At 57.4% G+C, this 21,569-nt stretch carries 26 protein-coding genes; 4 read left to right on the forward strand and 22 right to left on the reverse strand.

All coding sequences use genetic code 11. The annotated features are described in order from the left end of the window. Nucleotides 1-38: 38 nt before the first annotated feature. The 4 genes from N2A98_RS15060 to N2A98_RS15075 form a co-directional block, all read right to left on the reverse strand. Nucleotides 39-308, reverse strand: a complete 270-nt coding sequence (locus N2A98_RS15060; protein ID WP_044273968.1) for a hypothetical protein — start codon at nt 306-308, stop codon at nt 39-41. 133 nt (nt 309-441) lie between these two features. Beyond that, nucleotides 442-1,182 (reverse strand): hypothetical protein, encoded by a 741-nt coding sequence (locus N2A98_RS15065; RefSeq protein WP_275622230.1) that lies wholly within the window; start codon nt 1,180-1,182, stop codon nt 442-444. Between the two features lie 151 nt (nt 1,183-1,333). Continuing rightward, nucleotides 1,334-1,651, reverse strand: a complete 318-nt coding sequence (locus tag N2A98_RS15070) for a hypothetical protein (RefSeq protein ID WP_069558232.1) — start codon at nt 1,649-1,651, stop codon at nt 1,334-1,336. A 350-nt stretch (nt 1,652-2,001) separates the two neighbouring features. Next, nucleotides 2,002-2,199 (reverse strand): hypothetical protein, encoded by a 198-nt coding sequence (locus N2A98_RS15075; protein ID WP_069558233.1) that lies wholly within the window; start codon nt 2,197-2,199, stop codon nt 2,002-2,004. Between the two features lie 462 nt (nt 2,200-2,661). Here N2A98_RS15075 and N2A98_RS15080 point away from each other — a divergent pair, with 462 nt between their 5' ends. The 3 genes from N2A98_RS15080 to N2A98_RS15090 all read left to right on the forward strand — a co-directional run bounded on the left by N2A98_RS15080 (nt 2,662) and on the right by N2A98_RS15090 (nt 4,284). Then, nucleotides 2,662-2,871 (forward strand): hypothetical protein, encoded by a 210-nt coding sequence (locus tag N2A98_RS15080; protein WP_019816802.1) that lies wholly within the window; start codon nt 2,662-2,664, stop codon nt 2,869-2,871. An 88-nt stretch (nt 2,872-2,959) separates the two neighbouring features. Continuing rightward, nucleotides 2,960-3,313, forward strand: a complete 354-nt coding sequence (locus N2A98_RS15085; protein WP_275622231.1) for a hypothetical protein — start codon at nt 2,960-2,962, stop codon at nt 3,311-3,313. Nucleotides 3,314-3,597: 284 nt separating this feature from the next. Next, the gene (locus tag N2A98_RS15090) at nt 3,598-4,284 is read left to right on the forward strand and encodes an SOS response-associated peptidase family protein (protein WP_275622232.1); all 687 of its coding nucleotides are present in this window, start codon (nt 3,598-3,600) and stop codon (nt 4,282-4,284) included. Here the strand turns inward: N2A98_RS15090 and N2A98_RS15095 are convergent. From N2A98_RS15095 to N2A98_RS15105, 3 genes are read right to left on the reverse strand one after another with little or no spacing between them, the layout of a single operon-like run. Continuing rightward, nucleotides 4,271-4,795 carry a lysis system i-spanin subunit Rz gene (locus N2A98_RS15095; protein WP_275622233.1) on the reverse strand — a complete coding sequence of 175 codons (525 nt, stop codon included), beginning with the start codon at nt 4,793-4,795 and terminating at the stop codon, nt 4,271-4,273. The genes N2A98_RS15090 and N2A98_RS15095 overlap by 14 nt on opposite strands. After that, a complete protein-coding gene (locus N2A98_RS15100) occupies nt 4,792-5,217 on the reverse strand; it encodes a structural protein (RefSeq protein ID WP_275622234.1) in 426 nt (141 codons plus the stop codon). The genes N2A98_RS15095 and N2A98_RS15100 overlap by 4 nt, the downstream gene beginning before the upstream one ends. A gap of 59 nt (nt 5,218-5,276) precedes the next feature. After that, nucleotides 5,277-6,017, reverse strand: coding sequence for an SGNH/GDSL hydrolase family protein (locus N2A98_RS15105; RefSeq protein ID WP_065936687.1), 741 nt, complete (start codon nt 6,015-6,017; stop codon nt 5,277-5,279). Nucleotides 6,018-6,221: 204 nt separating this feature from the next. Here N2A98_RS15105 and N2A98_RS15110 point away from each other — a divergent pair, with 204 nt between their 5' ends. After that, nucleotides 6,222-6,383, forward strand: coding sequence for a hypothetical protein (locus N2A98_RS15110; RefSeq protein WP_170876021.1), 162 nt, complete (start codon nt 6,222-6,224; stop codon nt 6,381-6,383). Nucleotides 6,384-6,476: 93 nt separating this feature from the next. Here the strand turns inward: N2A98_RS15110 and N2A98_RS15115 are convergent, their stop codons facing one another. The 15 genes from N2A98_RS15115 to N2A98_RS15185 all read right to left on the reverse strand — a co-directional run bounded on the left by N2A98_RS15115 (nt 6,477) and on the right by N2A98_RS15185 (nt 21,492). Beyond that, on the reverse strand, nt 6,477-7,037 hold the full coding sequence (locus N2A98_RS15115; protein ID WP_275622235.1) for a tail fiber assembly protein: 561 nt from the start codon (nt 7,035-7,037) through the stop codon (nt 6,477-6,479). Between the two features lie 2 nt (nt 7,038-7,039). Further along, nucleotides 7,040-7,783, reverse strand: coding sequence for a hypothetical protein (locus tag N2A98_RS15120; RefSeq protein ID WP_275622236.1), 744 nt, complete (start codon nt 7,781-7,783; stop codon nt 7,040-7,042). Between the two features lie 40 nt (nt 7,784-7,823). Further along, entirely contained in the window at nt 7,824-8,693 is an 870-nt protein-coding gene (locus tag N2A98_RS15125; RefSeq protein WP_138761596.1) for a hypothetical protein, read from the reverse strand. Nucleotides 8,694-8,999: 306 nt separating this feature from the next. After that, nucleotides 9,000-12,860: a phage tail protein gene (locus N2A98_RS15130; RefSeq protein ID WP_275622237.1), complete on the reverse strand. Its 3,861-nt coding sequence runs from the start codon at nt 12,858-12,860 to the stop codon at nt 9,000-9,002. Nucleotides 12,861-12,919: 59 nt separating this feature from the next. Beyond that, nucleotides 12,920-13,513 (reverse strand): tail assembly protein, encoded by a 594-nt coding sequence (locus N2A98_RS15135; RefSeq protein WP_275622238.1) that lies wholly within the window; start codon nt 13,511-13,513, stop codon nt 12,920-12,922. Between the two features lie 54 nt (nt 13,514-13,567). Further along, nucleotides 13,568-13,990, reverse strand: a complete 423-nt coding sequence (locus N2A98_RS15140; protein ID WP_232103950.1) for a hypothetical protein — start codon at nt 13,988-13,990, stop codon at nt 13,568-13,570. A gap of 97 nt (nt 13,991-14,087) precedes the next feature. After that, a complete protein-coding gene (locus tag N2A98_RS15145; protein ID WP_275622239.1) occupies nt 14,088-14,507 on the reverse strand; it encodes a hypothetical protein in 420 nt (139 codons plus the stop codon). Nucleotides 14,508-14,526: 19 nt separating this feature from the next. Then, nucleotides 14,527-14,913, reverse strand: coding sequence for a hypothetical protein (locus N2A98_RS15150; RefSeq protein ID WP_275622240.1), 387 nt, complete (start codon nt 14,911-14,913; stop codon nt 14,527-14,529). Between the two features lie 32 nt (nt 14,914-14,945). Next, a complete protein-coding gene (locus N2A98_RS15155; RefSeq protein WP_275622241.1) occupies nt 14,946-15,701 on the reverse strand; it encodes a C40 family peptidase in 756 nt (251 codons plus the stop codon). Nucleotides 15,702-15,703: 2 nt separating this feature from the next. Beyond that, nucleotides 15,704-16,456, reverse strand: coding sequence for a phage minor tail protein L (locus N2A98_RS15160; RefSeq protein ID WP_275622242.1), 753 nt, complete (start codon nt 16,454-16,456; stop codon nt 15,704-15,706). An 11-nt stretch (nt 16,457-16,467) separates the two neighbouring features. Beyond that, nucleotides 16,468-16,806, reverse strand: a complete 339-nt coding sequence (locus N2A98_RS15165; protein ID WP_275622243.1) for a phage tail protein — start codon at nt 16,804-16,806, stop codon at nt 16,468-16,470. Further along, complete coding sequence (locus N2A98_RS15170; protein ID WP_275622244.1) at nt 16,806-20,138, reverse strand: phage tail tape measure protein; 3,333 nt, start codon at nt 20,136-20,138, stop codon at nt 16,806-16,808. The genes N2A98_RS15165 and N2A98_RS15170 overlap by 1 nt, the downstream gene beginning before the upstream one ends. Further along, a complete protein-coding gene (locus tag N2A98_RS15175; RefSeq protein WP_275622245.1) occupies nt 20,135-20,404 on the reverse strand; it encodes a DUF1799 domain-containing protein in 270 nt (89 codons plus the stop codon). Before N2A98_RS15175 ends, N2A98_RS15170 begins: the two co-directional genes overlap by 4 nt. A gap of 47 nt (nt 20,405-20,451) precedes the next feature. Next, nucleotides 20,452-20,832: a phage tail assembly chaperone gene (locus tag N2A98_RS15180; RefSeq protein ID WP_068931883.1), complete on the reverse strand. Its 381-nt coding sequence runs from the start codon at nt 20,830-20,832 to the stop codon at nt 20,452-20,454. Nucleotides 20,833-20,835: 3 nt separating this feature from the next. Further along, nucleotides 20,836-21,492, reverse strand: coding sequence for a phage tail protein (locus N2A98_RS15185; RefSeq protein WP_275622246.1), 657 nt, complete (start codon nt 21,490-21,492; stop codon nt 20,836-20,838). Nucleotides 21,493-21,569 lie beyond the last annotated feature (77 nt).

A 21,569-nucleotide genomic window follows, 5' to 3' on the forward strand; every position in this document is an offset into this window, starting at 1 on the left:
AGGACGATTTAAAAACAGCGGCGAACCCGGTGGCAGGTTCAGCCATCGGGCGCCGACAATGCCCGCAGCAGATCATCTGCATCCGACCCCGGCGCAAAGCGAAAGCCATACATTTCGTCAGTGGCGAGAATCTCCCCCAAGGTGTCGCGCAACTGGGCTTCCGTGGGCGAGTCACGCAATAACTTATGCGCCGGCAGCAACAACTCGGCAGACACGCCCTGGGCCGTCGCGGCGTCGATCACCGCATAGAGGATAAACCGCAAGCGTATTTCGCGATCCGTGGGCCAAACCGTTTTTCGTTTACCCAAGGGAGGGCCTCGTGTTTAAGAAAAATCCGAGGCTATTGCCCGCAGGCAAGCGTTTCAAGCCGCGAGATGCAAGATAGGCCGCTTCCTACAGCGGAAAGGGAAACACCGCACCGATTGGTCGATGCGATGGGCCTTATTGCACCGGCAGGAAATTCATCAGCAACAGGCTTTGTGCGTAATTGAGGCCAATGCGCCGGTAGCGCTCATCAAGGATCTGGGTAAGCAGGTCCAAACGCGCGACGATCTTGCCGAACTCAACGGCAAAACTGAGGTTACTGCCCTCCTCCGATATTTCATTGGAAAACAACAGCAACACGCCGTTGGCATCCTGACGCTGGCTGAGCAACCAGGTGGCCTTTTCGATATTGCGCGCGGCATTGCTGACAAACTGCGGGTTGATCGAGTCGGTCACATAAAACTGCGTGCGCCCGCCGTGAGCGGTCACGAGCATGCTGCCAATCGCATAGATGAACGCGCCGACGCGGTCGCCGCGAAAGTCGGGGCTCAGGGAATAGCTCAGGGCAGCCAGGTCACGCCGGTCACCCAGTGCGGGCAAGGGTTGGCGATTTTCGATGGCCTGGCGGATTTGCCGGGCGGCGGTCACCGCATCCGGATAGCCCGATTGACGCCACTGGTTGGGGTTGCGCAGGTAGAGCTTGCTCATCAGTAAGTAGAGGCTTTGCAGGTTGTCACGCATGCCCAGGGTGGCCATGCGGTCGACGCTGGTCTGGAAGAATTCATCGGGCTTGCCATCGCTGAACTGCCTGGCGATATCGCGGCCCTGTTGTTGGCTGCAACCTGCGGCACAGAGCATCAATATCGCAGCCAGCAGCAGCGGCCATCGGGAAGTGGAAACAGTTGACGTTCGATCCATCGGCACCGGGTCTGATTCTGTTGGCCACCCGTGTGAGTCGGGTGGCTGGGACAGGGTAGATCAGCAGAATGGAAAAAAGTGCAGTGGTGCGGGCCAGATAAGCATCGGACTACAGATGCTGATCTGACCCGGCACTTGATTCCCCGGGGTGCTAGAGCACTACCGTCGCAAGCATCCCCAAGGCGCCCAGGCAGAACCCGATCAACGCGCCGCGCCCTGGTGCTTCATGAAACAGCGCCCAGACCACCACAGGCTCCAGAAGCAATAACGAAGTGACCGAGACTACCGTGACAATCCAGATATCACCGACAACCATATACCCCAGCCAATAGGCACCCAGCAGGCACAGCCCTGCAAAACACATCAAGACCACAGGAAGTACAAAGACCTCCCAGGAACCACTGCCGGTCTGGGCCAACTTGGCGGTCACCACCTCACTGTAGATTGCACAAAACTCACCGACCACCATCAACCCTAGAGCAAAAACTCCGAGTAGTTCTTTGGACATATCAAAAACTCCTTCGTATTCAGCGCACTGTTTTTCAGCTCCCAGTCGGCAGTGCTGCAGCCGTCGTGAGCGTCGTTGCCTTGATACGAAGTGGTTTTGAAAAGGCCTGAATTACCGAAGTGCTTGTCCATGCTCATGTCCTTCAAAGGGTTGAGGCTCAGCGATCCAATACAGTGCGTGCTGATCATAGAGGCATCGTGAAGCCATTCACAATTATGCGATGCCAATACTTAAGGATTACGGTTAATTAAATGCGCCGAAAACCGCAATAAAAACCCGGCGCTGGGTCGGGTTTATTGATCGGGAGGTCTTCAGGTAGCAGGGTGCTCACTTGCCACGGAATCCGCCGCGTCTACATCCGACATGTCCTCCTCGATCGGGGCCTCGTCATCCGGGGGTAGCGGGATATTGTCCTCATCGCGCCGTGGGTCATGCCCCGTCTCATTATCGGTGTTACGAGTAACCGCTTGCTGGGAAATGTTGCCTGGGGCTTTCTCGTTGATTTCCATGCTGGCTCTCCGTGTATCGCTCGGGATATCCGCGCTTAAGATTGAGAGGTAGCAACGGATGGAGAGTGCCGGATGTTAGACGAATGGTGGTTCGTCTTTGAAAGGTATGAATGCGAAAAACAGCATTTTTTTGATTATCAGCACACCCAAACCCCAGAAACGCAAAAGCCCCGCTTTCGCGAGGCTTTCGTGTAAATCTTGGCGGGAAACCAGGGATTCGAACCCTGGAGACGCTATTAACGTCCGCCGGTTTTCAAGACTGCCGAGTTAACTATAATAATCAACACCTTAGCTATTTATCGTTTCCGCAACTCAGAGTTTTTACCAAGCCTACAGCCCGCATATATCAAGGGGCGTGCATTGGGTTGCGGAAATGATTTCCCCCTCCTCCGGCGTCCTGCCGAACGATCTCCCCACTCAATAATTTGCCTGCTACGCTGTTCGCTCCACGGAGGAACAACGATGCCGAACTCAGACCTAATCCCTTCCCTGCTTTCCAAACTCTACGAAAACCAACTTGCCCTCGAAGCATCCATCCTGGAGTTGTCCAATTGGGTGGAGCAGCGTGGCTCCGCCGAGGTGGCAGACAACGTGCGAGGCGCCCTCTTCACGATCGGACACAACGAAGAGTTCATCAAAATGACTCTCGCCGTGCTGATGGAATCGGAATAGTCGTAAGCCCCTACAGCTCGTCGGCTCAAATCGCACCGCGCCCAAACCTCGATTACTGTACGCACATACAGTATTTGAGATTCACGCTATGAACGTTGAAATGGACACCGATGATTGGCTCGGTTGCCCCACTCCACTTGAGATGTACCAGCACCAATGCTCAATTCTCGTAGATGAGCTGGTGGAGACCGAGCGCATGCTGCGTCGAGCGCGGGCGAATATCGCCGGCCTGGTGCAGATGAATGATCTGCTGATGACGGGAAAGGCCGAGACAGAGGCAAAGCTCGCTGCGGCTGAGGAAAAGATCAGAACGCTGGAACAGCAGTACTCGTTTGCCTCAGTGCAAAGCGTGAAAATCATTACCGGGCAGCGCGACCATCTTCTCAGGGAGAATCAGCGACTGCTGCTCGAGCTTAGCGTTTACAAGCAGCCATTAGCCTAGCTCGTCGGCATAGGCCGCAACTGCTTCCTCGATCAGTTCTCGCCACTCTCCATCTCTAATAAGACGTCTCCGCTTTAGGTAATCGGCAACAAGTATACGAAACTCGAGCCTTTCCTCCGGCGCTGCCAAAAAAAACGAAGATTTTTTGCGATGTGCACCAGAGACGTCTATTTCTTTAATTTTCAGAATATATCCCGCCATAACGAAACTCCCCGCCCATTGTCTAGACTCTAGAAAAGCGTCGGTGCGCGGCAGTTCAGAGAGCCCGACAAGCGGAGATGCTTATGTGCGGGAGACTTTCGCAGTACCGGGGAATCCACGACTTCGTTGCAGCGCTGAGTATGCCCAATGCTCTGGTGAACTCCGTGGGCGATCAGCCGATTGAGCGGTACAACGTGGCGCCATCAACTGCGGTTGCATTGCTGCATCTGCAGGGCGATTTGCTCCACGCCGATCCAGTTCGCTGGGGATGGCGGCCGCATTGGGCGAAAGACCGGGCAGCGCCGATAAATGCCCGAGTGGAGAAGGTAGCCCATGGCCCGTTCTTCCGGGCGATCTGGCCTCACCGGGCGATCACGCCTATCGACAACTGGTTTGAGTGGGTAGACGAAGGTGGACCCAAGAAGCAGCCGTACCTCATCCGCCGGCGGGATGGTGCACCGATACTCTGCGCTGCCATTGGCCAGCTACCTGACGCTGATGAAGGCCCAAGCGAGCATGATGGCTTCGTGATCATCACCGCCGACAGCGCCGGGGGCATGGTGGACATCCACGACCGGCGGCCCGTGGTGCTGACGCCCGACCTGGCCCGGGAATGGTTGGACCCGGCCACACCCAAGGAGCGCGCCGAGCAAATGGTTCTGCACCAGGGCGAGCAGTCCGAAGTGTTCGAATGGTTCAAGGTCGATACGGCTGTGGGCAACGTGCGCAATAAGGGGCCCGAGCTGATTCAACCGATCAGCGAGCAATAGCCCTGACGTACGCCTGGCATGCGCGCAGCGCGATTATGGCGTTATCCCCGTCGTCGGTGATGGCGATAATTCGTTGCGCATGCGCTGGGTCAAGTTGGGCTCGACGGGCTGCATGAACCACGCCGACGGCGCCGGTGGCGGTAGGCACGTTGTAGCTACTGGCTGAATCCTCGATGAGGACTGACAGCCGGACATCAGCAGTAGCAAGCTGATCACGCAGGCGAGCCTGATTGCGCTGGGCATCGGATAATTCCTTGGTGTGTTGTTGGTCCAGGGTGGCGAGCTGCTGCTCGGTGGCCAGGCGCTTGTCCTGCTCGGCCTTCTGCTGACGCCAGACCTCGTTGGTGATGGCGTCGAGCTGACCCTGGTGCGCGGCGCTCTGCGTGGATAGCTGTTCGGACAGTTGTTTGCCCAGCCGCCAGTCTTGAACCTGCCAGGTAACGCCCGCGGCACCTGCCATCATCAGCAGGATCAGCACCGCCAGGCCTGCCAGCTTCTGTACAGGCGTCATGCCAGCGCCCTCCGCACGCCTTCGGCCAACACCGCATCAGGGTAGGCATATCCTGCATTCTCGTGATGGATGATCGCCTTGACGAAGCCAGCCATAACCGTAGGGCGGGTCAGATCGACCTCGGCACCAGGCTGCGTTCCGGTGTTCGCCTCAACGGCGCGTACATATGCCGCGGTGTCGTTCTCTACCGACGGCGCCCACCGGCTGATGATCGCCTTCACGGTCTTCAGCCCATGCTTTCGCTGGTAGGTCAGTAACAGCTTGCCTAGGGCGCGGATACCATTCTCCGGGGTGTCGAACCTGGCGAAGCGCTTCTCGACTTCAGGGTCAGGATTGAGCTGACCCTGCCACTGGTTGGCCGGGGTGTAATCGATGTTGCCGGGGTTTTTGTTACGTACCCCGCGGGTTTCAGTGGTAGGCATGCTTTTCTCCAGGCGAAAAAAAGCCCGGCGCAGTGGCCGGGCTCGGTGCTTTCGTTTAGTTACTGCTCGACTGCTTTATATAGTCTGAACAAGCGAGCGGCGTACATTGCGTGCCCCAGGTCGTTCGGGTGCCACTGCACACCGACATCAGTACCGTATCCATGCGCCTCTGGAATTTGTGCGATATCCCGGACCGACAGGTATTCAAGCGACTCTTCAATGGCGACGTTATACATCTCTCGATCAACCGCGGCAGCATCTGGGTCCGAGTATTCCCCATTTTTATTAAGCGGTACTAATGCCCATGGGCCAACAGCGATTACCTTTGGCTTGCTGGGCAAGGCCCTAGACATTCTAACGAGCGTGGCGAACTGGCGATGAAACAAGACAGGATCGCTTAGAGCGCTGTCATGCTCCCCGATTTGGATCACAACCAAGTCAGGACTTGTGGTTTGAACCATCGGCATTCCTGCGACACGGCTTGCAACTGATCCGCCACCGCCATAGGTATGAAAGCACGCAACCACTTTTTGTTTTCTGTCTTTTGATATTTTTGCCGACAACAGGGTGACAAAATCGGACTTTGGCGAAGACGAGGCCATGCCTGAGACATGCGTCCAATTCAAATCTTTCACAGTCGATGGGTTAACAGCGTGGCGAGTAATGCTGTCACCGACAAATAAAACCCGGTAGGTTCCTTTGACTGGCTTAGGGCAATACACGTTCTCATCAAGCTGGCTCTTTTCAGCCAGGGCCACAGTAGACATAAGCATCATAAGCATCAAAACTGCGTTGCGCATCGGAACCTCCGTATTCGAGGCATGCATTGTACATAGCTCGCCTCACAAATCACTGCTCGCTTGCGAGCCACCTCAGCAGATTACTGCCGTTTTCCTCTGTTCATCTCGGCGAATGGCGCCAATAATGATTTATGTGTCGTCATAGGCGTGGGCTAGGCTCGCTCGTAGCCTCCGCTCAATCAAACAGAAAAGGATGCATTTACCATGAGGCACCAGCCCACAGACTCGGAAGAAGCTGAAGCAATGGAAGAAATGTTCAACCTTGACGGCAACGAAAAACCCATGACTCTGAGGGTCGGATTAATTTTTATTTGTTTGGTGGCGGCAGGCGTCACTGCATGCTACTTCGGCGGTCTGTTCGAATAAAGTCTAAAGCCCCGAAGTCTGGGCCGGTGCGCCTGCCATTGCTCTCTCCAGGCGAGAAAACCGCACAAGGCGGCTGGTGATCTGCTCCAGGGTTTACGCGGGGACGTGCGGCCACTCAATCGTTTGAGGGTAATCCGGTTGTTCGGGAACTCGGCTCAGCGCCACGCGGTATTTCTTCCACGCCTTCAGGGCGGCCATGCCTGCATCGGTGGCTTCGTCGACATCAACCGCATCCTGGAGCGACGCGATGGAGTAATCCGCGATGGCCCGCAGGCGCACGATCTCTGCCTGGGCGACCTCCACTGGATCCACCACGACTGGTGGCAGCGGCGGTACTTCCTCCAGCGGAATATCGGGAACGAGAATATGAAGCGTGACCATCGTTTTCAGATCGTAGGGCTCGCCATCCATGGTGACGGTCACGGTCAAAAGGCCTTCAGCGAAAACGATATCGACCTTCGCGGTGTTCTCCGAAGGATGCAGCGAGTATCCCCAGCCCTGGTCCAATGGCGGAAATGGAACCATGCCCAGGGTGCCGGTGACGCAGTACACGCCCACACCGGACCGGTAGCTGTCCACATCCTTGCCACCGAGCGATGTGATGTCAAACAGGGCACCGGTTTCGCCCACGATGTTGATTGCTGCTCTTGCCATGATTAGATCGCCTTGAGGGTGCCGTCTTGGGCACGGGTGGTGTTCGTGGTGTCGTATATCTGCCGCCAGCCCAGAGACACACCGCTTGCGTTCACCTGACGCCAGTACAGACCGGCGGCGGTCTGGTAAACGCCAGCAACGATGTCAACAGCCCAAAGGCTGTTATCCGCAAACCTTGAGCGAAACCCAACCGCGTTAGGTGCGCCAGGTGCGCCGCCTGTAGTAGTGCCGTCCAGATGGGAGATGAACCGGCTGCCCTCGACTGCAAAGGATGAGTTGCCTACCACAGCCGGCGCTGCCGCAACCTCAAGCAGGTTGCCCGTTACGACGCCCACTGAACGTGTGGCTGCCGAACCCAGACCCAGGTTAGTTCGGGCAGTTGCCGCATTCGTAGCTCCGGTACCACCGTTTGCCACCGGCACAGTGGTCATACTTGCGACCGGGCCAAGGCCTGCCAGGGTTGCGCCCCACTGCTGAACCATCAAGTTGACCGCATCAGCCAGGGCCTTGGGGTAGCCGTTCACCGGTACGATGCCGTAGGTGGCACCCGCTGAAGTGGCGCCCCGATACGCCGGAGAGATCGAGACAGCGGTATCGCTCGATGGGTTGATCACCTGATAGATGCCGTTATCTGGGCCAACAAACATGTCACCGGCCCGGGAGTTTGAAAACTTTGTACCGACGCCATTTACAACGGCATTACCGTTTGTAACAGTTACGGTCCCTTCTGAAAACCAAGAAGCCATAGTACTCTCCAAATCAGTAGATGCAGGTCATCTACTGAATTCAATTAAAAGGAAAAGGAAGTCCCGCAGTTTTGATAACGAGGGCGGAAGGAAATCTTTCTATCGGCAAACTATGGTAGGAATACCCTGCGCTGCCTGCCGGCCAATCCTGCCAAGTCGTTCTTCCCGGCGGGGCAAAGAAGAAAGAAATACCGCCCACCCTGCCAAACGCCCCTTCTGTCATCCCGTACGTAGTTGTATAACCGGAGGCAATGGTTTCTGGATCAATTATACCGCACGACCTATTCCAAGGAAGAAATGCCGCATATTCAACTCCAGGGTGAATTTCGATATCCACAATACTGTGAACAATGGCCGAGCCAGACGTCGATTGAAAGGCAATGCGCTCATTACGTCCGCCCATATAAGTGAATACTGGCCTCCCGTATCTATCCAGCGGGCCTGGATCTGGCGCACGCACTGAGGCAACGACATTAAGTGGATTCTGATTGGAGTTAAATGTAATTGCGTTTGACTCCCTGTCTCGGGTTTTTAACCAAGGCCCGGGCAAGCCATCATCTCCCATCAAGTCGAAACAATAATACTTCGTCGCAGAACTTGCTCCGGCATATAAATAGGTTTTCGAGTTACCAGTTACGGTAACCCCTGTGGCTGTGCCTCTGCCGACTAGAAACACGATGGGTGATCGAGGATTGTCAACTGTAAACCCATACTGATCATCCCCAGGAACGCCAGCCTCTTTCCAGCTACTGGCGAGGTTGGGATCAACGTTTATGGCCCTGAGCACCCACCTTCTCCAGTTGGAGTTGAGAGATAGGTACCCGCTCTTCACCAACCCGTAACTGATATTCCCCGTATCATAGAGCAACGAACCATCAGGTTTCCTTACGACAAGCTTGGCATTAGACATCAGTAATACCCATAGTAAATCCGACAGTTCGCAGAAAAGAAACCCCACCCCGCCGTATTATACGAATAGACCCAGGACAAGGCTGTGCCACTTAAAACAACACCGGGCCGTTTCCCTTTATCCATCTGCAAATCCACAAGCGGCGACACTGTAAAGAACAATGTCCGACCCGCTGGCGGTGCTGGGATTTGGATTTGCCCGTTCTGCCCGTTCGTCTCTACGAATCCTGTCGTTTGGCTTATGAACGTTGTCATGTCAATTCTGACAGCGCCGGTGCTTTTGTCCCTAATTACAAGTCCGACCATATCAAAGACTCAAGTCGATGCCGTCGACGCCATTGGCATAAGTGAATTTTATACCGCTGCTATTAAGCACCGATGTATTGCCATCCTTGGCGCCGCGTAGAGCGAATGCGCCTGTTGCCATATTCAGCTCAATCAGCGGATTGCCATAAGCGTCTACAGCAGCTGAGCGCAGACTCATACCGAGAACTATCTGCTCAATAAATGCCTTGCTGATAATCGCCGTATTAAATATGGCTTGGCCGTTTTCAATGACAAACATCGGATCAACCTTGCCGTCGATCTCGTTCACGACCGCCATCCGTTGAGCCATGATAAGGAACTCCGACTGCGACCCATTTGAGCCGAAGGCGAGACCGGTAGTAACTCGCTTGCCGCCGACAATGGTCTGCGCCTGTAGCGTGACCTGGGCAGAAACCTTATTGTCGAGACCAACCACTGTCTCGCTCACCGATCTTACGGATGCACTCGTTTCTCCGATGCTCGACTGGAGCGTTTCCGAAACCTTGGCCTGGGCCTCGATTTCAGATGCACGCACCTTCTTCTCGGTGCTGATTGCCGCGGTGGACTCCCACGCCTTGATCGCCCCGGCCAGATCACCAGAGCCATCGTCACCCCGGACCGAAGCCCGCAGCGCCTCATTGCTCGACGACTGGGATGTGATCTTCCCGTCCAGGTTGGTGACTTTTGTGTCTAGGCTGGTGAGCGCCTGTGCATTGCCGGTCGCCTTTTGATCGACCGCAGATAGATCGCTCTTAAGCTGGTTGATCTGCGCTGCGGACGTCTCGCGATTACTGGCAACCACCTGTTCCAGGACGGTCAGCGACGACTTGTTGTCACCGACCTGGGCGCCCAGGGTGAGCAGCTGCTGAGCCATCGCATCGTTTTCGCTGGCTCGGGTTTTACGCTCGACCGCCAGATCTGCCGTCGAAGTCCAGCCTTTGATGGCGTCGGCTAGATCGCCGGCGCCATCATCACCACGGGCAGCTGAGCGTAACGCCTCAACTGAGGTGGCGGTGGCCAACACCTTGCCGTCGATTTCCTCGATCTTCGTTTCGATGATCTGGACTTGGGACACCAGTGCATCAGTGGTCTCAAGGATGGTGCCGATATCTATCCAGTACGTAGCGTCAGGCGGCGTTGCGCCCACAGGCACAGGGCCTTTCGCTTGGTAGAGACGTTGATCCAGCCGCACGATGTCGCCCTTCAGATAGGGCTTTTCCGGGTCGTAAGCGAGGGCATCGCTCACTTGCTTGATCAGATCTTCCAGCTCCTGCTTGGCTTCCTCGAGGCGTTCATTTACTGAGCCAGGGCCGTCGCCGGTGATGAGCTCTATCTCTTCGCGCAGGCTCTGGTACAGGGCGCCCTTACCGATCTTCTCGGCGTAGTACGCCTCATAATCGCTCTGCTTGCTGCTGGCCTGACCGTTGACGGCGCCGGGCACAGGGAAGAACGGGCCGACGTTGCCAGTCCGGTCAACCAGGCGCGCCCAGAAGAACAGACTCGCCCCGGCCAACAGGCTGTGCATCTCGTGCGAGGCCTGCGGGTAGCTGAAGTCGCTCAGCTTGACCGCCGTCGTCAAATCGGCTGACTGGTTGTACCAGATCTCCGTCCGCTGGGTGTCCTCGGAGCCTGGTGGGAATCCCCATTGAATGCCGATGCCATAGATCAGGCTGGTGGTGGTCAGGAACGACACCGCCGGCGGCAAGCCCGTCTTGCCTTCAAGATTGGTTAGGCTGGAGTTTTTCCAGATCGACGAGATTTCGAAGGCGCTCACCGCACGCACCCGAGCCAGGTAGGCGCCCGAGTAAATGCCTGTCACGTCCACGCTCGTCGAGCCCGTACGCTGCACCTTGATCCAGTTGCCGCTGTCCTTACGCCACTCCACGTCATAGGCGACGGCGCCAGCGACGGCTGGCCACGAGATGTTCATGGTACTGATGGCAATGCCCTGGTTCACCGCGTAGCTCGACGTCAGCGTGACGCTGGCCGGCGGCGGTACCACAGTGATCGGGATAACGCTGATCGGGCGCTCTTCCAGGCGAGCGCCTGTGTCGATGTGCGCAAATTTACTTGGGTCGTACTGCACCGCCGAGATTTCGAACACGCCAGGCTCTGGTCTGGCTACGCTGACCACACGATAAAGCGGGACTGCCAGGTCGTCAGCATCGAGCGCCCACACCAACTCCGGCTCAGGCACGACGGAATAAGCCACGGTGACCGTAACCTGCCGCCCGCTGACTAGCTGCACTGTGCGCCCCTCGCACTTACCGTCTGGCAGGTTGAGGATCAGCCGGTCGCCGAGCTTGGCCTGGGTGTCGCGATCCAGGGTGATGACCTTGCCGTTCACAGCCGAGATGCGCCCGCCAATGGCGCGGCCAGCCAACAGCTCGTCAGCAATCGGGATTACGTAGCCAGGCAACGGAATACGGCCATCCAAACCAACCTTGAAGGTTACGGCCCGATCCTTGGAGTTGGTCAGCAGCGCCCACTTACCGCGGCGCTGGGCCTCGGATTCGCGGGTGCACCCGATAGCGCTGATCTCCAGCGGGTTATCGCCGTAGCGCCGCTGCAGCTTCTGGTCGGTCACCGCGGTGACATCGGTGTCGTAGTTGTTCAGCGGGTTGTCGTAGCTGACCAGTGCCCGGGTGTAGCGTGTGCGCTCCGACGCGCTGGAATAGGTGAACTTGCCGTCGATGACGTTTGCCCGGGTGTAGGCGAAGTCGAAGTCAGTGGCACGCGGCATATCCGAGAGGGTGAAGACCTGGCCCTGGGCCCAGTAGGTCATCCCCCGGTAGATCGCCGAGATGTCGCGCAGCAGTGACCAAGCATCGGCCTTGCTCTGCAGGTTCAAGTTGCAGATGAAGCGCGGCTCCTGGCCGCCCTTCCCGTCCGGCACCAGTTGGTCGCAGTATTGCGAGATTCGGTACAGCTCCCACTTGTCCACCATCCACGGCTTGATGCGGCGGCCAAGGCCGAAGCGGTCAGCGGTGGTGATGTCGTAGGTCATCCAGACAGGATTGTCGGTCCAGGCCTGCTTGAAGGTACCGTCCCAAACGCCACTGTACGAACGCGACACAGGATCGTAGTTGCTCGGAACCTGCATCTTCTTCAGCTTGGTCTCGACCGTCACGGCCGGGATGCTGCGGAACTGCTCGGCGGAAAACTCGATGTAGAGCAGCGCCGTGTTCGGGTAGCGGATCTTTGCGTCGATAACTTCAGTGAAGCCGGCGATCTGCATGTTGTCGGAGATTTTGTTGTTGTTTTGATTGACCGTGATCCTGGTGATGCGCATCAGCCAGCCGGTAGTTGCCTTGGGCAGATCTATGCGACGGGTGCGCTCGTACACGCTGGTGGTCTTGCCGTCGACAGCCTCGCTCAGTACCTGCTGATAGGCTCCACCATCAGTGGCCAGTTCAACCTTGTATTCAATCCGGTACCCGTTGATGTTGCCGCCCGTGTCCACGGACTGGAGCGCCGGCCAGGCGAAGCGTACGCGAACAGCGGAAAGCTGGGTGTTGTTGATCGCCCTAACCCATGGGGTGCCGCTCCGCAGCTCGGTGCTGATAGTGGTCTCGTTCTCGACCGATGGAATCCCCTGGATATAGGTCTGGTCCACTGCGCCGGTGCGCCACTCCCACTTCACGTTCGGGAAGTTCATGTTCCCCTGCGGGTCTTGAAGGGGGGTGTTGTCGAGGTAGATGTCACGGGCCGTTGGCGTGCCTTCGAATTCACCCTCGCCCACGGCGATCAGCATTTTGGCGACGGCGACCGATCGCAAACTGTCCGGGGCTTCTGTCGGCGTTTTTGTTTTTTCTTCGCCGCCCTTGGCGCCGTGGATGTCGATCTTGCTGTCGTCGCCCATCTTTTTCTCCAGGCAATAAAAAACCGCCTCGTGGGCGGCTGCGTTGCTGCGAATGTCGGTTACATCTGGTCTTCGGCGTAGATCGCGGCGCTGATGATCGCACCGCCCACTCGCCGCTTGCCGTAGCAGAGCGGTACCGGGTTGCCGGATGCCGTGGTGTTCTTGGCGCTGCCGAAGGCGTAGCCCGGTGTGTTCTCGGGCGCGGCGCTGGTCTTGAGTCCGCCAGCCTGGGGGCTGAGCATTTGAATGACGCCCCCAGCGACAAGCCCGAGGCCTGCACCTATGAGTGGTGTGCCGAAAGGTGTGGCCGAGAAGATCACCCCGACCACAATTAGAATTGCGCCAACAATCGTTTGAAGAATGCCGCCGCGCTTGCTGCCCACTACTACCGGGGCAATTCGGATGTCACCGGCACCGTTGTAGGTCAGTTCCTTTTCTCCGATGTTTCGTTTGTCGCGAAAGACTGCGAACTCTAACCCGCGCGACTTAGCGTTCGACAGAAAGCGCTCAAAACCAGGGATCTGGACGCACAGCGCCTTAATGGCTTCGGCCGGCGACCTTACGGCGAGTCTGAACGACTTCCCGAACTGCCGGAGTTGCCCGTGCAAGCGAATGGTTGTCATTGGTTGGTAATTGATTGCTGAGGCCCGCATAGCTTTCTCCTGGCGTAAAAAAACCGCCCGGGGGCGGTTTCATCTATTTCGCTTTCAGTTGTAGTCGACATAGGGGCCAATGTAGAAACCGCCAATATCGCCGCTAATCCTGTAGAGGCTTTCCTTTCCAGGTAGCACGGTTGCTGCGATGGTACGGATGGCCGCGCCAGCACATAGGCCAGAACCTGCTAGACCCGCGCCGAGGCTCGGTGAGCCAGGGGGAAGGAAGAAGGTAGCCCGTTGACCCGTACCTATTTTCGCCGCTTTGCGTCCATCTACATACACTACGATATCGCATCCCGAGCCAACCGCGCCGGAGTCGCGCACAACTGTGACTTTTCCGCTTTCACCGGAGGGCTTTGACTGAAAGGCGTAAAGCTCATCCGTGGGGACCGGCTTCGCATCCCTAACCGATATCGCCGATGAGGCGCATCCCGCCAGCATCGCCATCGCTACCACTGCTATAACTATTCGCATATCATCCCTACGGCAAATTCCTACATTATGGCTAAAGCAAAAATAACCAACGACATAAATAGCCAAGCAGCCCCATATAAATAGAGTTGTAGCCCATTCACTTAAATGCAGTCGGCGTGATATCAAGATTATTGTAATAGGTTATGCGACGCCTAACTGTATCTCCAGCTTTCAGATTTACCTCACGCTCCACCAATGTACTACCGATAGTGACCGCGACGATGTGCGTCCCGGCCTTTAATCCAAACCGCACAACTTCACCCGCCTTTATTTTTGCCGCTAACTTTCCATCAATCAGAACATCCATACGGATGCCGCCGTCACCCTCGATCAAGCCTTTGTCTCGGGTAACCACCAATGACGCTTCATCCTCGGCACTATATGCATATTGTCGATCCGAAGATATTGGTTTTGCCTCCTGTGCGGTGACCGGCTTCATTGAACACCCAACCAAAATATTTGCTAACACAACAACACATATCAGCGTGAATAGCGCTTTTAGCTTTACATTCAGCATCAACCACTCCAAAGCATGTTTACAGTGATGTCGGTGAGAGCTCGAAACCTTGCATAGATACAGAAATCCTACGCCTTACCGTCTGCCCAGGCGCCAATTCTACCTCTGATTCGACTAGAGCCGAGCCATCACTTATAGCAAGAATATGCGTTCCTTGAGTCAAACCAAACCTACCAACTTCACCTTGACCGAAAGCTGCTGCCAGCGTTCCGTCTATATAAAATTTTAACTTCAACCCTCCTTGATTCATCCCGCTATCACGAGTAACGACTAGTTCAGAATCACCTTTCTGTGTGAAGGCGTAAATTCGGTTTGCGGGTATAGGGTCAGCCTTGTCGGCTGATATTGGGGTGTTTTCGCACCCCGCCAGCACCACCGCTGCCACCGCCGCTATCAAAATCCGCATGATTGATCCTCGTCCTGAAAGTGCCGACTGTATCACCGTGCATCGCGGTGGCGAAGAATCAGGCGTGCACGGTCATGCCATGGCCCGCCGTAGACGACGATCTCGGACGGCCTACCGTAAAGGTGGTGCAACAGGAACGGCCCTGGGCCGAACGTGCCTGAGTCTTCACCAGGTAGCGCCGGATCGGTACCCAGGTATATGCCCGCGTGGTTCGGGTGCACCGTCCGGCCAACCTGCATAACAATCATGTCACCGCGCTGAGGGTTGTCTGCGCGCACGAAGCCGGCAGCCTCGTATTGCTCTTCGTAAAGACTGGCGTTTTCCGCTCGCTCCCACCAGCCGTCAGTGCGCTGGAACGCTTCGAACTCTAGACCCCACTCGCGCTGATACCAATCTGCGCAGACCTGCCAGCAGTCCCATGCGCCGTGTACGAACGGGCGCTTGAGCAGCGGCACGGCGCCAGACGGCGTGATCGTCCTGAGGTCTCCTTCGGGCCAGGATAGAATGTGCCAGGGCAGCGCCGTGGCCTCGCACATGGCCAAGTCATGAGGTGAAGGCCGGCTGGTGGCGTCCGGGTGGGAGTGGACGATGCCGATCACCTCGCCTAGGTCTTCCGCTGCGGCGTAGTCCTCGGGATCAAGCCTGAACTCCTCGTGCGGCTCCGTGGCGATGTTCTTGCAGGGGAAGTACTTCTGCGCGCGGCCCATGGCAAGCAACAGACCGCAACACTCTCTCGGGTACTCGGCGGCGGCATGCGCCTGGATCGCCGCAACGATGTGTTTTCGCATGGTCAGCTCCGGGCAATCAGGGACACGGCGGGGAATCCACCGAAGGACAGTTCGTTGTTCTCGCCGAAACGCAACTTGCAAGACGACAAGCAGCCCTTGCACTGGTCCAGGGCCGGGTCGTCTGTGGGGTTGTCCTCGTCATCGAACATCGCCGCACCGGTGTAGCCGCAATCAGGCCCATGGTAGCCATTGGTCATGGCCCAGTGGCAGAACGTGGTCATCTGGCGCCCGGGCAGGCCGTGGTTATCGATCTCGCCCGGTGAGGACAGCTCCCAGACCACCGCCTCGCCGTCTTCGCTGGTTTTCTGGTCGATGTACCAGATCTCTAGCGCCTCTTGGGTAGGGTCGGCAGTTGGATTACCTTCTGGAAAGTTAACCGCATCCAAGTACTGGGCCAGGGTCTCGCGAACTGTCAGCTTGAACTTCAGCAGGTCCTCGAAAGCCAGGCACAGCGCGGTGACGCGACCGTTGATGTTGCCGGCTGAGAACGTCGGGCGAGAGGCGGTGCCGTCGCTACTGGAAGAAATCCCTTCGATCCGGACCGGCCAGGCCGCGTATTCCGCGCCCTGCCACCAAATCGACTTGGCCGGCAGATCCGCTTCCGAGCCTTCATATGCCAGCAGTTCCTCGGCTGAGTGAGGGATGGCGTGACCGTGAAAACGCAGGTAATCCGCGCCGTACTCGGTTCCGTCAATTTCGAACAGGCGAATCTCGCCGCCAGGCTCCAGTTTCTGGATGTCCGTGATCAGTGCCATGGGCGATTATCTCAAGGATGAAAGGTTTGTTCGAAGGTAGCGGTGATGGCGTAGACCTGGCCGCCGCGGTGCACCGGCTTATAGCCGTTGCACTTATAGAGACCCAGATCTCCTAAGGGTGGCTCCCACAGGAAGCCCCTTGCCCCTTTGTGTCGATCGAGAAACGCCATGATGTCCTTGATGCGGGGCTTGAGCCCGGTAAAGGTCACCGGCCAGGACTGCGACCGGTTGTTAATGCCATCCACCACCGACTGGGTGTATCCATCGCCAAACTGCTTGGTCCGGACACGCTGAGTTATTTCACCCTCCGCGCCCTTCTCTGTTGCCCACGTAAATCGTTCGATTGCCATCAGCGCCCCTTGATTGCTTTGTTGATGACGCCGCCCTGGCGCATATCCTTCGAGCGCAGTTCTTGATACTTCTGCTCTACGAAGGTCGCTAGTTCCTTGCCGAACAGGTCATAGCCAGGGGCGTCAGCCGTTGACGAGGCGTTACCGTCACCATCGATATTCACCTCGACATTGATCTGCGTGCCACCGGCCCCGCCGCCCATCGCCATAACGCCCAGCTTGCCGCTCGACGTCCGGGTCAGCGGCATGATCGCCTCTTCCCCAGCCTCACCCATTACACCGGTTTTACCGTTGGCCATGCCGAAAGCCGTAGGCTTGCTGACGATGGAGTTCGTGAATGCGCCGCCATCGGCGAACATCTGTACGCCGCCCGACCAGGCGCCGCCATTGGCCTGGGTCACGCCAGACCAGCCCGCCAATACATCAGGGCTGTACCCTGCCGCTGTAGAGCCTGCGGACGTGGTAGTCCCGCCGCCGAAGTACGAGCCGGCGGCAGATATACCGAGCCCTACAAGCGAGCCGAGAAGCCCAGAAGCTGCTTGCCGAGTAGCAATGCGCGCCATGTCGGCCAGAATTGACTTGGTGAAGTCTGCAAACGAGAGCTTCCCAGTCACAGCGAAGTTGACGATTGAGTCCTCCATCGAGCTGAACGCATTGCCGAATAGACTTTTGGTCTGCCCTGCTACGTTCTGCGCCGAATCCAGGTAGTTGGCCCAGGCCGAGGTAGCACCCTTCGTCCAGTCACCCTGGGCTGCCTCCACATCCGCATAGTTCTGCCGGATCTGGTCAGTGGCGGCCTTGTTCGCGTCTGCGAGCGCCTGCGACTTACGCTTGAACTCTTCCTCAGACATGTTGCGCGATGGGTCAGACTTCTGGTTGGCCAGCTCCAGCGACTGCTGAGCAAACCGGTCTTGCTGGCTGTTCAGTTCGCCACTGAGCGCGTTTTGCCGATCACCCTGCCCCACGCCAAGTACGGCGCGCTGCCCGGCAAGCTCCAAGGCTCGCTGCTGCTGCCCAAGCGCCTGCACGTAGGTGCTGATGGCACGTTCCTGTTTGGCTAGGCGCCCTGTCTCATTGGTCGCCAGCACTTCAAGCTGGCTATCAGCGTCCTTCTGCGCCTTGACCATGCCTGCGCGTGCGTCGGCGATCTTCTGGTCTAGCTGGATGCTTTGCGCGGCTGAGGTGGTTTTCTTGCCCTTGGCGGCCTCAAGCGCTGCAATCTCTACCTTGTAGGCTGCCGTTGTCTGGTCGAGCTGATTCCCGATCAGCGCCTGGCGCCTCAGCAGGTAGTCTTCCTCAGATAGCAGGCCGGCCTTCTGTGCTGCCTCCAGTTCCTTCTGGTAGTTCTTGTAGGTGTCGGTGATCGCCGCCAGGTCGTTCTTGGCGCTGTTGAAGCCGGTCAAGTCGACCTGGGATCCGGCTGCTTTCGGGTCCTTGTTTTTATCCTGAAGGCCTTTCAACAGAATGTCGTACGCGCCACCGGAAAACGTTTTGCCGTCGTAGCTCACACCATCAAGCAGTGGCGACTTCTGCCCTGCCTTTTCTGCATTCTCGTAAAGAGCTTTGAACTGGTTATTAAGCTTTTCCAGCCCGGCTTTGCGCTTGTTCAGAGGGTTGACGTTGTCGAGTTGCGCATCCAGCGCTTTCTGAGCCTCGATTGCCTTCTGGTTTGCGTCGGCGTTTTCACCGGTGACGGTTGCCAGGTTAGCGCTGGCAGTCTGCCTGGCCTTCAGGTCGGCAAGTTTTTTCTCAAGCGCCTCAGTTGAGTCGTCATGCTCACCGGTGCCTAGACCAAGAGCCGAATTCAAAGAGCTCAGCCCGTTAGAGATGGCGCCCGAAATTCCGCCGCCCTTGCGGGTATCCAGAACCCGCTGGGTGATCTCGATCTGCTTGGCCAGGTCTGGGAATATCTCCGACCGGACTTCTGCGTACGCTCCTTTGATGGCGTTCTTGATCCTGTCCCAGTCGCGCTCTACGTCGGATAGCGACTCGCGGTAGGTCTTCAGGCGCGTCAAGGCGGCCTGATTCAAATCTTCGCTGAGCACATCCAGGGCACGCTGGCTGTCGCCCTGATCATCCAGCCCCTTGATCACCTGGTACTGCTCAAGGGTGATCAATCCGTACTGACTGCTGATCTTGCTGGCGGCTTCAGTTGCTGTATCGCCAGCGGTGGCGAAGGACTTGGCGAGTTCGCCCGACCCCTGACCGGTAACTTCGCTGACTGCGGCTGCAGCTTCAGCCAGATTGCGCATCTGGGTGCCGCTGGTGGCCGCGCCAAACGCAAGCGAAACAACGGCCTCTCGCGCACCAGACAGATTCCCGGTGACACGCCCAGCGCCGTCGGACATATCCTTCAGGCTGGCAATAGTTTGCCCCGCGCCATTCGTGCCGCCGTTGATCGCAGCGTTGAACTCTCGCGCCTGCTTCATCGCATCGAAGTAGGCATAGCCAAGAGAGCCGAGTACAGCGATCAGCAGGCCGGCCGGAATCAGCATCCCTGCCAGGCTTTTCGCCGATTCACCGGCGCCAGCACCCAACTGAGCAATCGCGCGCGCCCCACTGCCCAGATCGCCTGCCTGGATTGCGTTAGCCAGCTGCATGACGTTTTCTTGAGCCTGGCGGGTACCGAGCTTCAGCTTGTCGAAAGCGCTAGTGGCTTCAGTCAGCCCCGCCCGGTCCTTCCCGATCTTAGCCAGAGCCTCGTTGTAGCGCTCAGCGTCGATTTGACCAGTTTTATGCAGGTCGTTGAGCGCCTTCTCCTGAGCCTCAAGCTTCGCCAACTTGGCGGTAACCGGGTCAATCCCGTTGACGGTACGCTTCAGCGCCTCAATCTGACGATTTTCCGCTTCGATCAGCTTCTGCTTCTGCGCCAGCTCTTTGGCTTCTGCCTTTTCAATCTTGTCGTAGGCCTTTCCCAACTGATCCTGGTACTTCGCCTGCTCTTCAATGGTGACCAAGCCGCCCTTGCGGGCGCGCTCCAGTAAGCCCTCAGCCTGAACCAGCGATTCCATGCTCGAGATATTGCCCGTCATCGCCTTGTCGAGCTGACTGATGACGGAGATTTCCGCTACTGCGCTGTCAGTTGCTTTGCGACTTGCTCCAGCTTGACGATCCCTGGCCGCCGTCGATTTATCGATACTTTGCGCAACATCCGCTTCTGCCTGGGACACCTTTTTGCCGGTGTTGGCCAGGCCTTCGCCTGTTTTGTCCAGGTCATCAATGGCCTTCTGGGCGCCTTCAGCAGAATCGACCAGCTTATCCAGATCAGTAGCAGCCTTTGCGGCCTGCGAAGACTCGACCGCAATACCCAGGGTAGCGAAGTTGGTGCTCATTTGTTTTCTCTCTGTTCCGCCATCACCTGCAGGGCTTCAGCTTCCATACGGCGGAAGTCGCTGAAAATGGTTTGTCGCTGGCTGAGCGGTACGCCACACATCCGAATCACACCGGAGAGAACGCTGTAGTCCATGCCTGTAGCACCGCACGCGCCTGTGCGCCACTGGGTGCTCATGGCCTCGAAGACTCTGAAGGCGTCCCAGTTGTCGGGCCAGATGCCTACTTCCTTGTCGGGAATGTCCTGGCGAGACAAGCCGAAGGCCATCAAATCTGCATCTGACGGCCCGGGCTCATACAGCGCGCGGGAGGCGCTTAGGAGTTTCCCAGGCGGGCCTCACTGAAGGCATCGGCGTAAGCGTTCAGAACGGCCTTAGGCGCCGAGTTGATCGAGTTGACGAGGATGCGCACATTTTCAGGCGTGAACTCCTCTTCGATGTCCCAGCCCACAACCACATCCAGCAGTTGGTCGGCTTGCAGGGCGATCTGGGCGGCGGTGAAAGCTTTGAGGTCCATGTCGCCGACCTGCTTGCCCAGTTCGTCGTGCCGCTCGTTCCATCCGGTGTACAACTCGGCCAGCGCGGTGCGATCCAGATACTTGAACTCGAACTCCACCTTTTCAGCGTTGTAGCCCGCGCGCTGGATCATCACCGGCGCCTTGAAGGTCGGTTTCTGGATCAATTTGAACTTGGCCATGGATTACACCGTGGCCGCGTAGCGAGTTGGGCGACCGGTCAGCGCCAGGCTGATCACACGGGTCATCAGGTTGTTGCGGGACATTGTCGGGGTCGAAGTGATCGACACGTAGCCGTTGTAGATAATGCTGCTACCGCCCGGCAGGTTCAGGCGAAGCAAGCGAGCCTGCTTATCATCGTCCGCCGCCTCACAGACAGCCACATACGGCTTGGACGGATCGTCGGCGACGGTGAAGGTCAGCGTGATCGGGTTCTTTGTGGTCGGCATCTGGCGATCATCATCGTCAGCCAGGAAGCCGAAGGTTAGGAACTGTTGATCACCACCACTGGAATTCATTTCAGTAATCTGCGAGATCTCGGTGAAGGCCGTCACCTCACGAACGGAACCAATCCCCGAGCCCGCGGGATACTGTTGAATGCTGGTCGTATTGACGCTCTCCAGCGCGAAGGTGCCGCTGGCGATCTCCCCGACTCGAACGCCGCGACCTTCCAGGCGGGTCCAGCCAGAATTTACGGCAATGATGTCGCCCTCGGCCAGGCTGTGCGCCGCAGCGGTCGCGACGGCTGGATGGGCGTTTGTCAGGGCGGTGAAAGGGATCGCCGTGCCGTAAGTCGATGCAATCTCAAGGGTGGCGCCGTTGGGCATTTGGATGCCGGCCATGGGTATTTCCTCTTTTCAGAAATGACAAAACCCGCACAGAGGCGGGTTAGTGGGTTTGCCCTATGGGCGGTGGAAGT

This window comes from Pseudomonas sp. FJ2-5-13, assembly GCF_029201605.1.
Taxonomy (GTDB): Bacteria; Pseudomonadota; Gammaproteobacteria; order Pseudomonadales; family Pseudomonadaceae; genus Aquipseudomonas; species Aquipseudomonas lactis.

Coding starts and splice junctions, on each gene's coding strand:
- N2A98_RS15065 (WP_275622230.1), bottom strand. CDS start 1,182: ATGGATCGAACGTCAACTGTTTCCACTTCCCGATGGCCGCTGCTGCTG.
- N2A98_RS15070 (WP_069558232.1), bottom strand. CDS start 1,651: ATGGTGGTCGGTGAGTTTTGTGCAATCTACAGTGAGGTGGTGACCGCC.
- N2A98_RS15075 (WP_069558233.1), bottom strand. CDS start 2,199: ATGGAAATCAACGAGAAAGCCCCAGGCAACATTTCCCAGCAAGCGGTT.
- N2A98_RS15080 (WP_019816802.1), top strand. CDS start 2,662: ATGCCGAACTCAGACCTAATCCCTTCCCTGCTTTCCAAACTCTACGAA.
- N2A98_RS15085 (WP_275622231.1), top strand. CDS start 2,960: ATGAACGTTGAAATGGACACCGATGATTGGCTCGGTTGCCCCACTCCA.
- N2A98_RS15090 (WP_275622232.1), top strand. CDS start 3,598: ATGTGCGGGAGACTTTCGCAGTACCGGGGAATCCACGACTTCGTTGCA.
- N2A98_RS15095 (WP_275622233.1), bottom strand. CDS start 4,795: ATGACGCCTGTACAGAAGCTGGCAGGCCTGGCGGTGCTGATCCTGCTG.
- N2A98_RS15100 (WP_275622234.1), bottom strand. CDS start 5,217: ATGCCTACCACTGAAACCCGCGGGGTACGTAACAAAAACCCCGGCAAC.
- N2A98_RS15105 (WP_065936687.1), bottom strand. CDS start 6,017: ATGCGCAACGCAGTTTTGATGCTTATGATGCTTATGTCTACTGTGGCC.
- N2A98_RS15110 (WP_170876021.1), top strand. CDS start 6,222: ATGAGGCACCAGCCCACAGACTCGGAAGAAGCTGAAGCAATGGAAGAA.
- N2A98_RS15115 (WP_275622235.1), bottom strand. CDS start 7,037: ATGGCAAGAGCAGCAATCAACATCGTGGGCGAAACCGGTGCCCTGTTT.
- N2A98_RS15120 (WP_275622236.1), bottom strand. CDS start 7,783: ATGGCTTCTTGGTTTTCAGAAGGGACCGTAACTGTTACAAACGGTAAT.
- N2A98_RS15125 (WP_138761596.1), bottom strand. CDS start 8,693: ATGTCTAATGCCAAGCTTGTCGTAAGGAAACCTGATGGTTCGTTGCTC.
- N2A98_RS15130 (WP_275622237.1), bottom strand. CDS start 12,860: ATGGGCGACGACAGCAAGATCGACATCCACGGCGCCAAGGGCGGCGAA.
- N2A98_RS15135 (WP_275622238.1), bottom strand. CDS start 13,513: ATGCGGGCCTCAGCAATCAATTACCAACCAATGACAACCATTCGCTTG.
- N2A98_RS15140 (WP_232103950.1), bottom strand. CDS start 13,990: ATGCGAATAGTTATAGCAGTGGTAGCGATGGCGATGCTGGCGGGATGC.
- N2A98_RS15145 (WP_275622239.1), bottom strand. CDS start 14,507: ATGCTGAATGTAAAGCTAAAAGCGCTATTCACGCTGATATGTGTTGTT.
- N2A98_RS15150 (WP_275622240.1), bottom strand. CDS start 14,913: ATGCGGATTTTGATAGCGGCGGTGGCAGCGGTGGTGCTGGCGGGGTGC.
- N2A98_RS15155 (WP_275622241.1), bottom strand. CDS start 15,701: ATGCGAAAACACATCGTTGCGGCGATCCAGGCGCATGCCGCCGCCGAG.
- N2A98_RS15160 (WP_275622242.1), bottom strand. CDS start 16,456: ATGGCACTGATCACGGACATCCAGAAACTGGAGCCTGGCGGCGAGATT.
- N2A98_RS15165 (WP_275622243.1), bottom strand. CDS start 16,806: ATGGCAATCGAACGATTTACGTGGGCAACAGAGAAGGGCGCGGAGGGT.
- N2A98_RS15170 (WP_275622244.1), bottom strand. CDS start 20,138: ATGAGCACCAACTTCGCTACCCTGGGTATTGCGGTCGAGTCTTCGCAG.
- N2A98_RS15175 (WP_275622245.1), bottom strand. CDS start 20,404: ATGGCCTTCGGCTTGTCTCGCCAGGACATTCCCGACAAGGAAGTAGGC.
- N2A98_RS15180 (WP_068931883.1), bottom strand. CDS start 20,832: ATGGCCAAGTTCAAATTGATCCAGAAACCGACCTTCAAGGCGCCGGTG.
- N2A98_RS15185 (WP_275622246.1), bottom strand. CDS start 21,492: ATGGCCGGCATCCAAATGCCCAACGGCGCCACCCTTGAGATTGCATCG.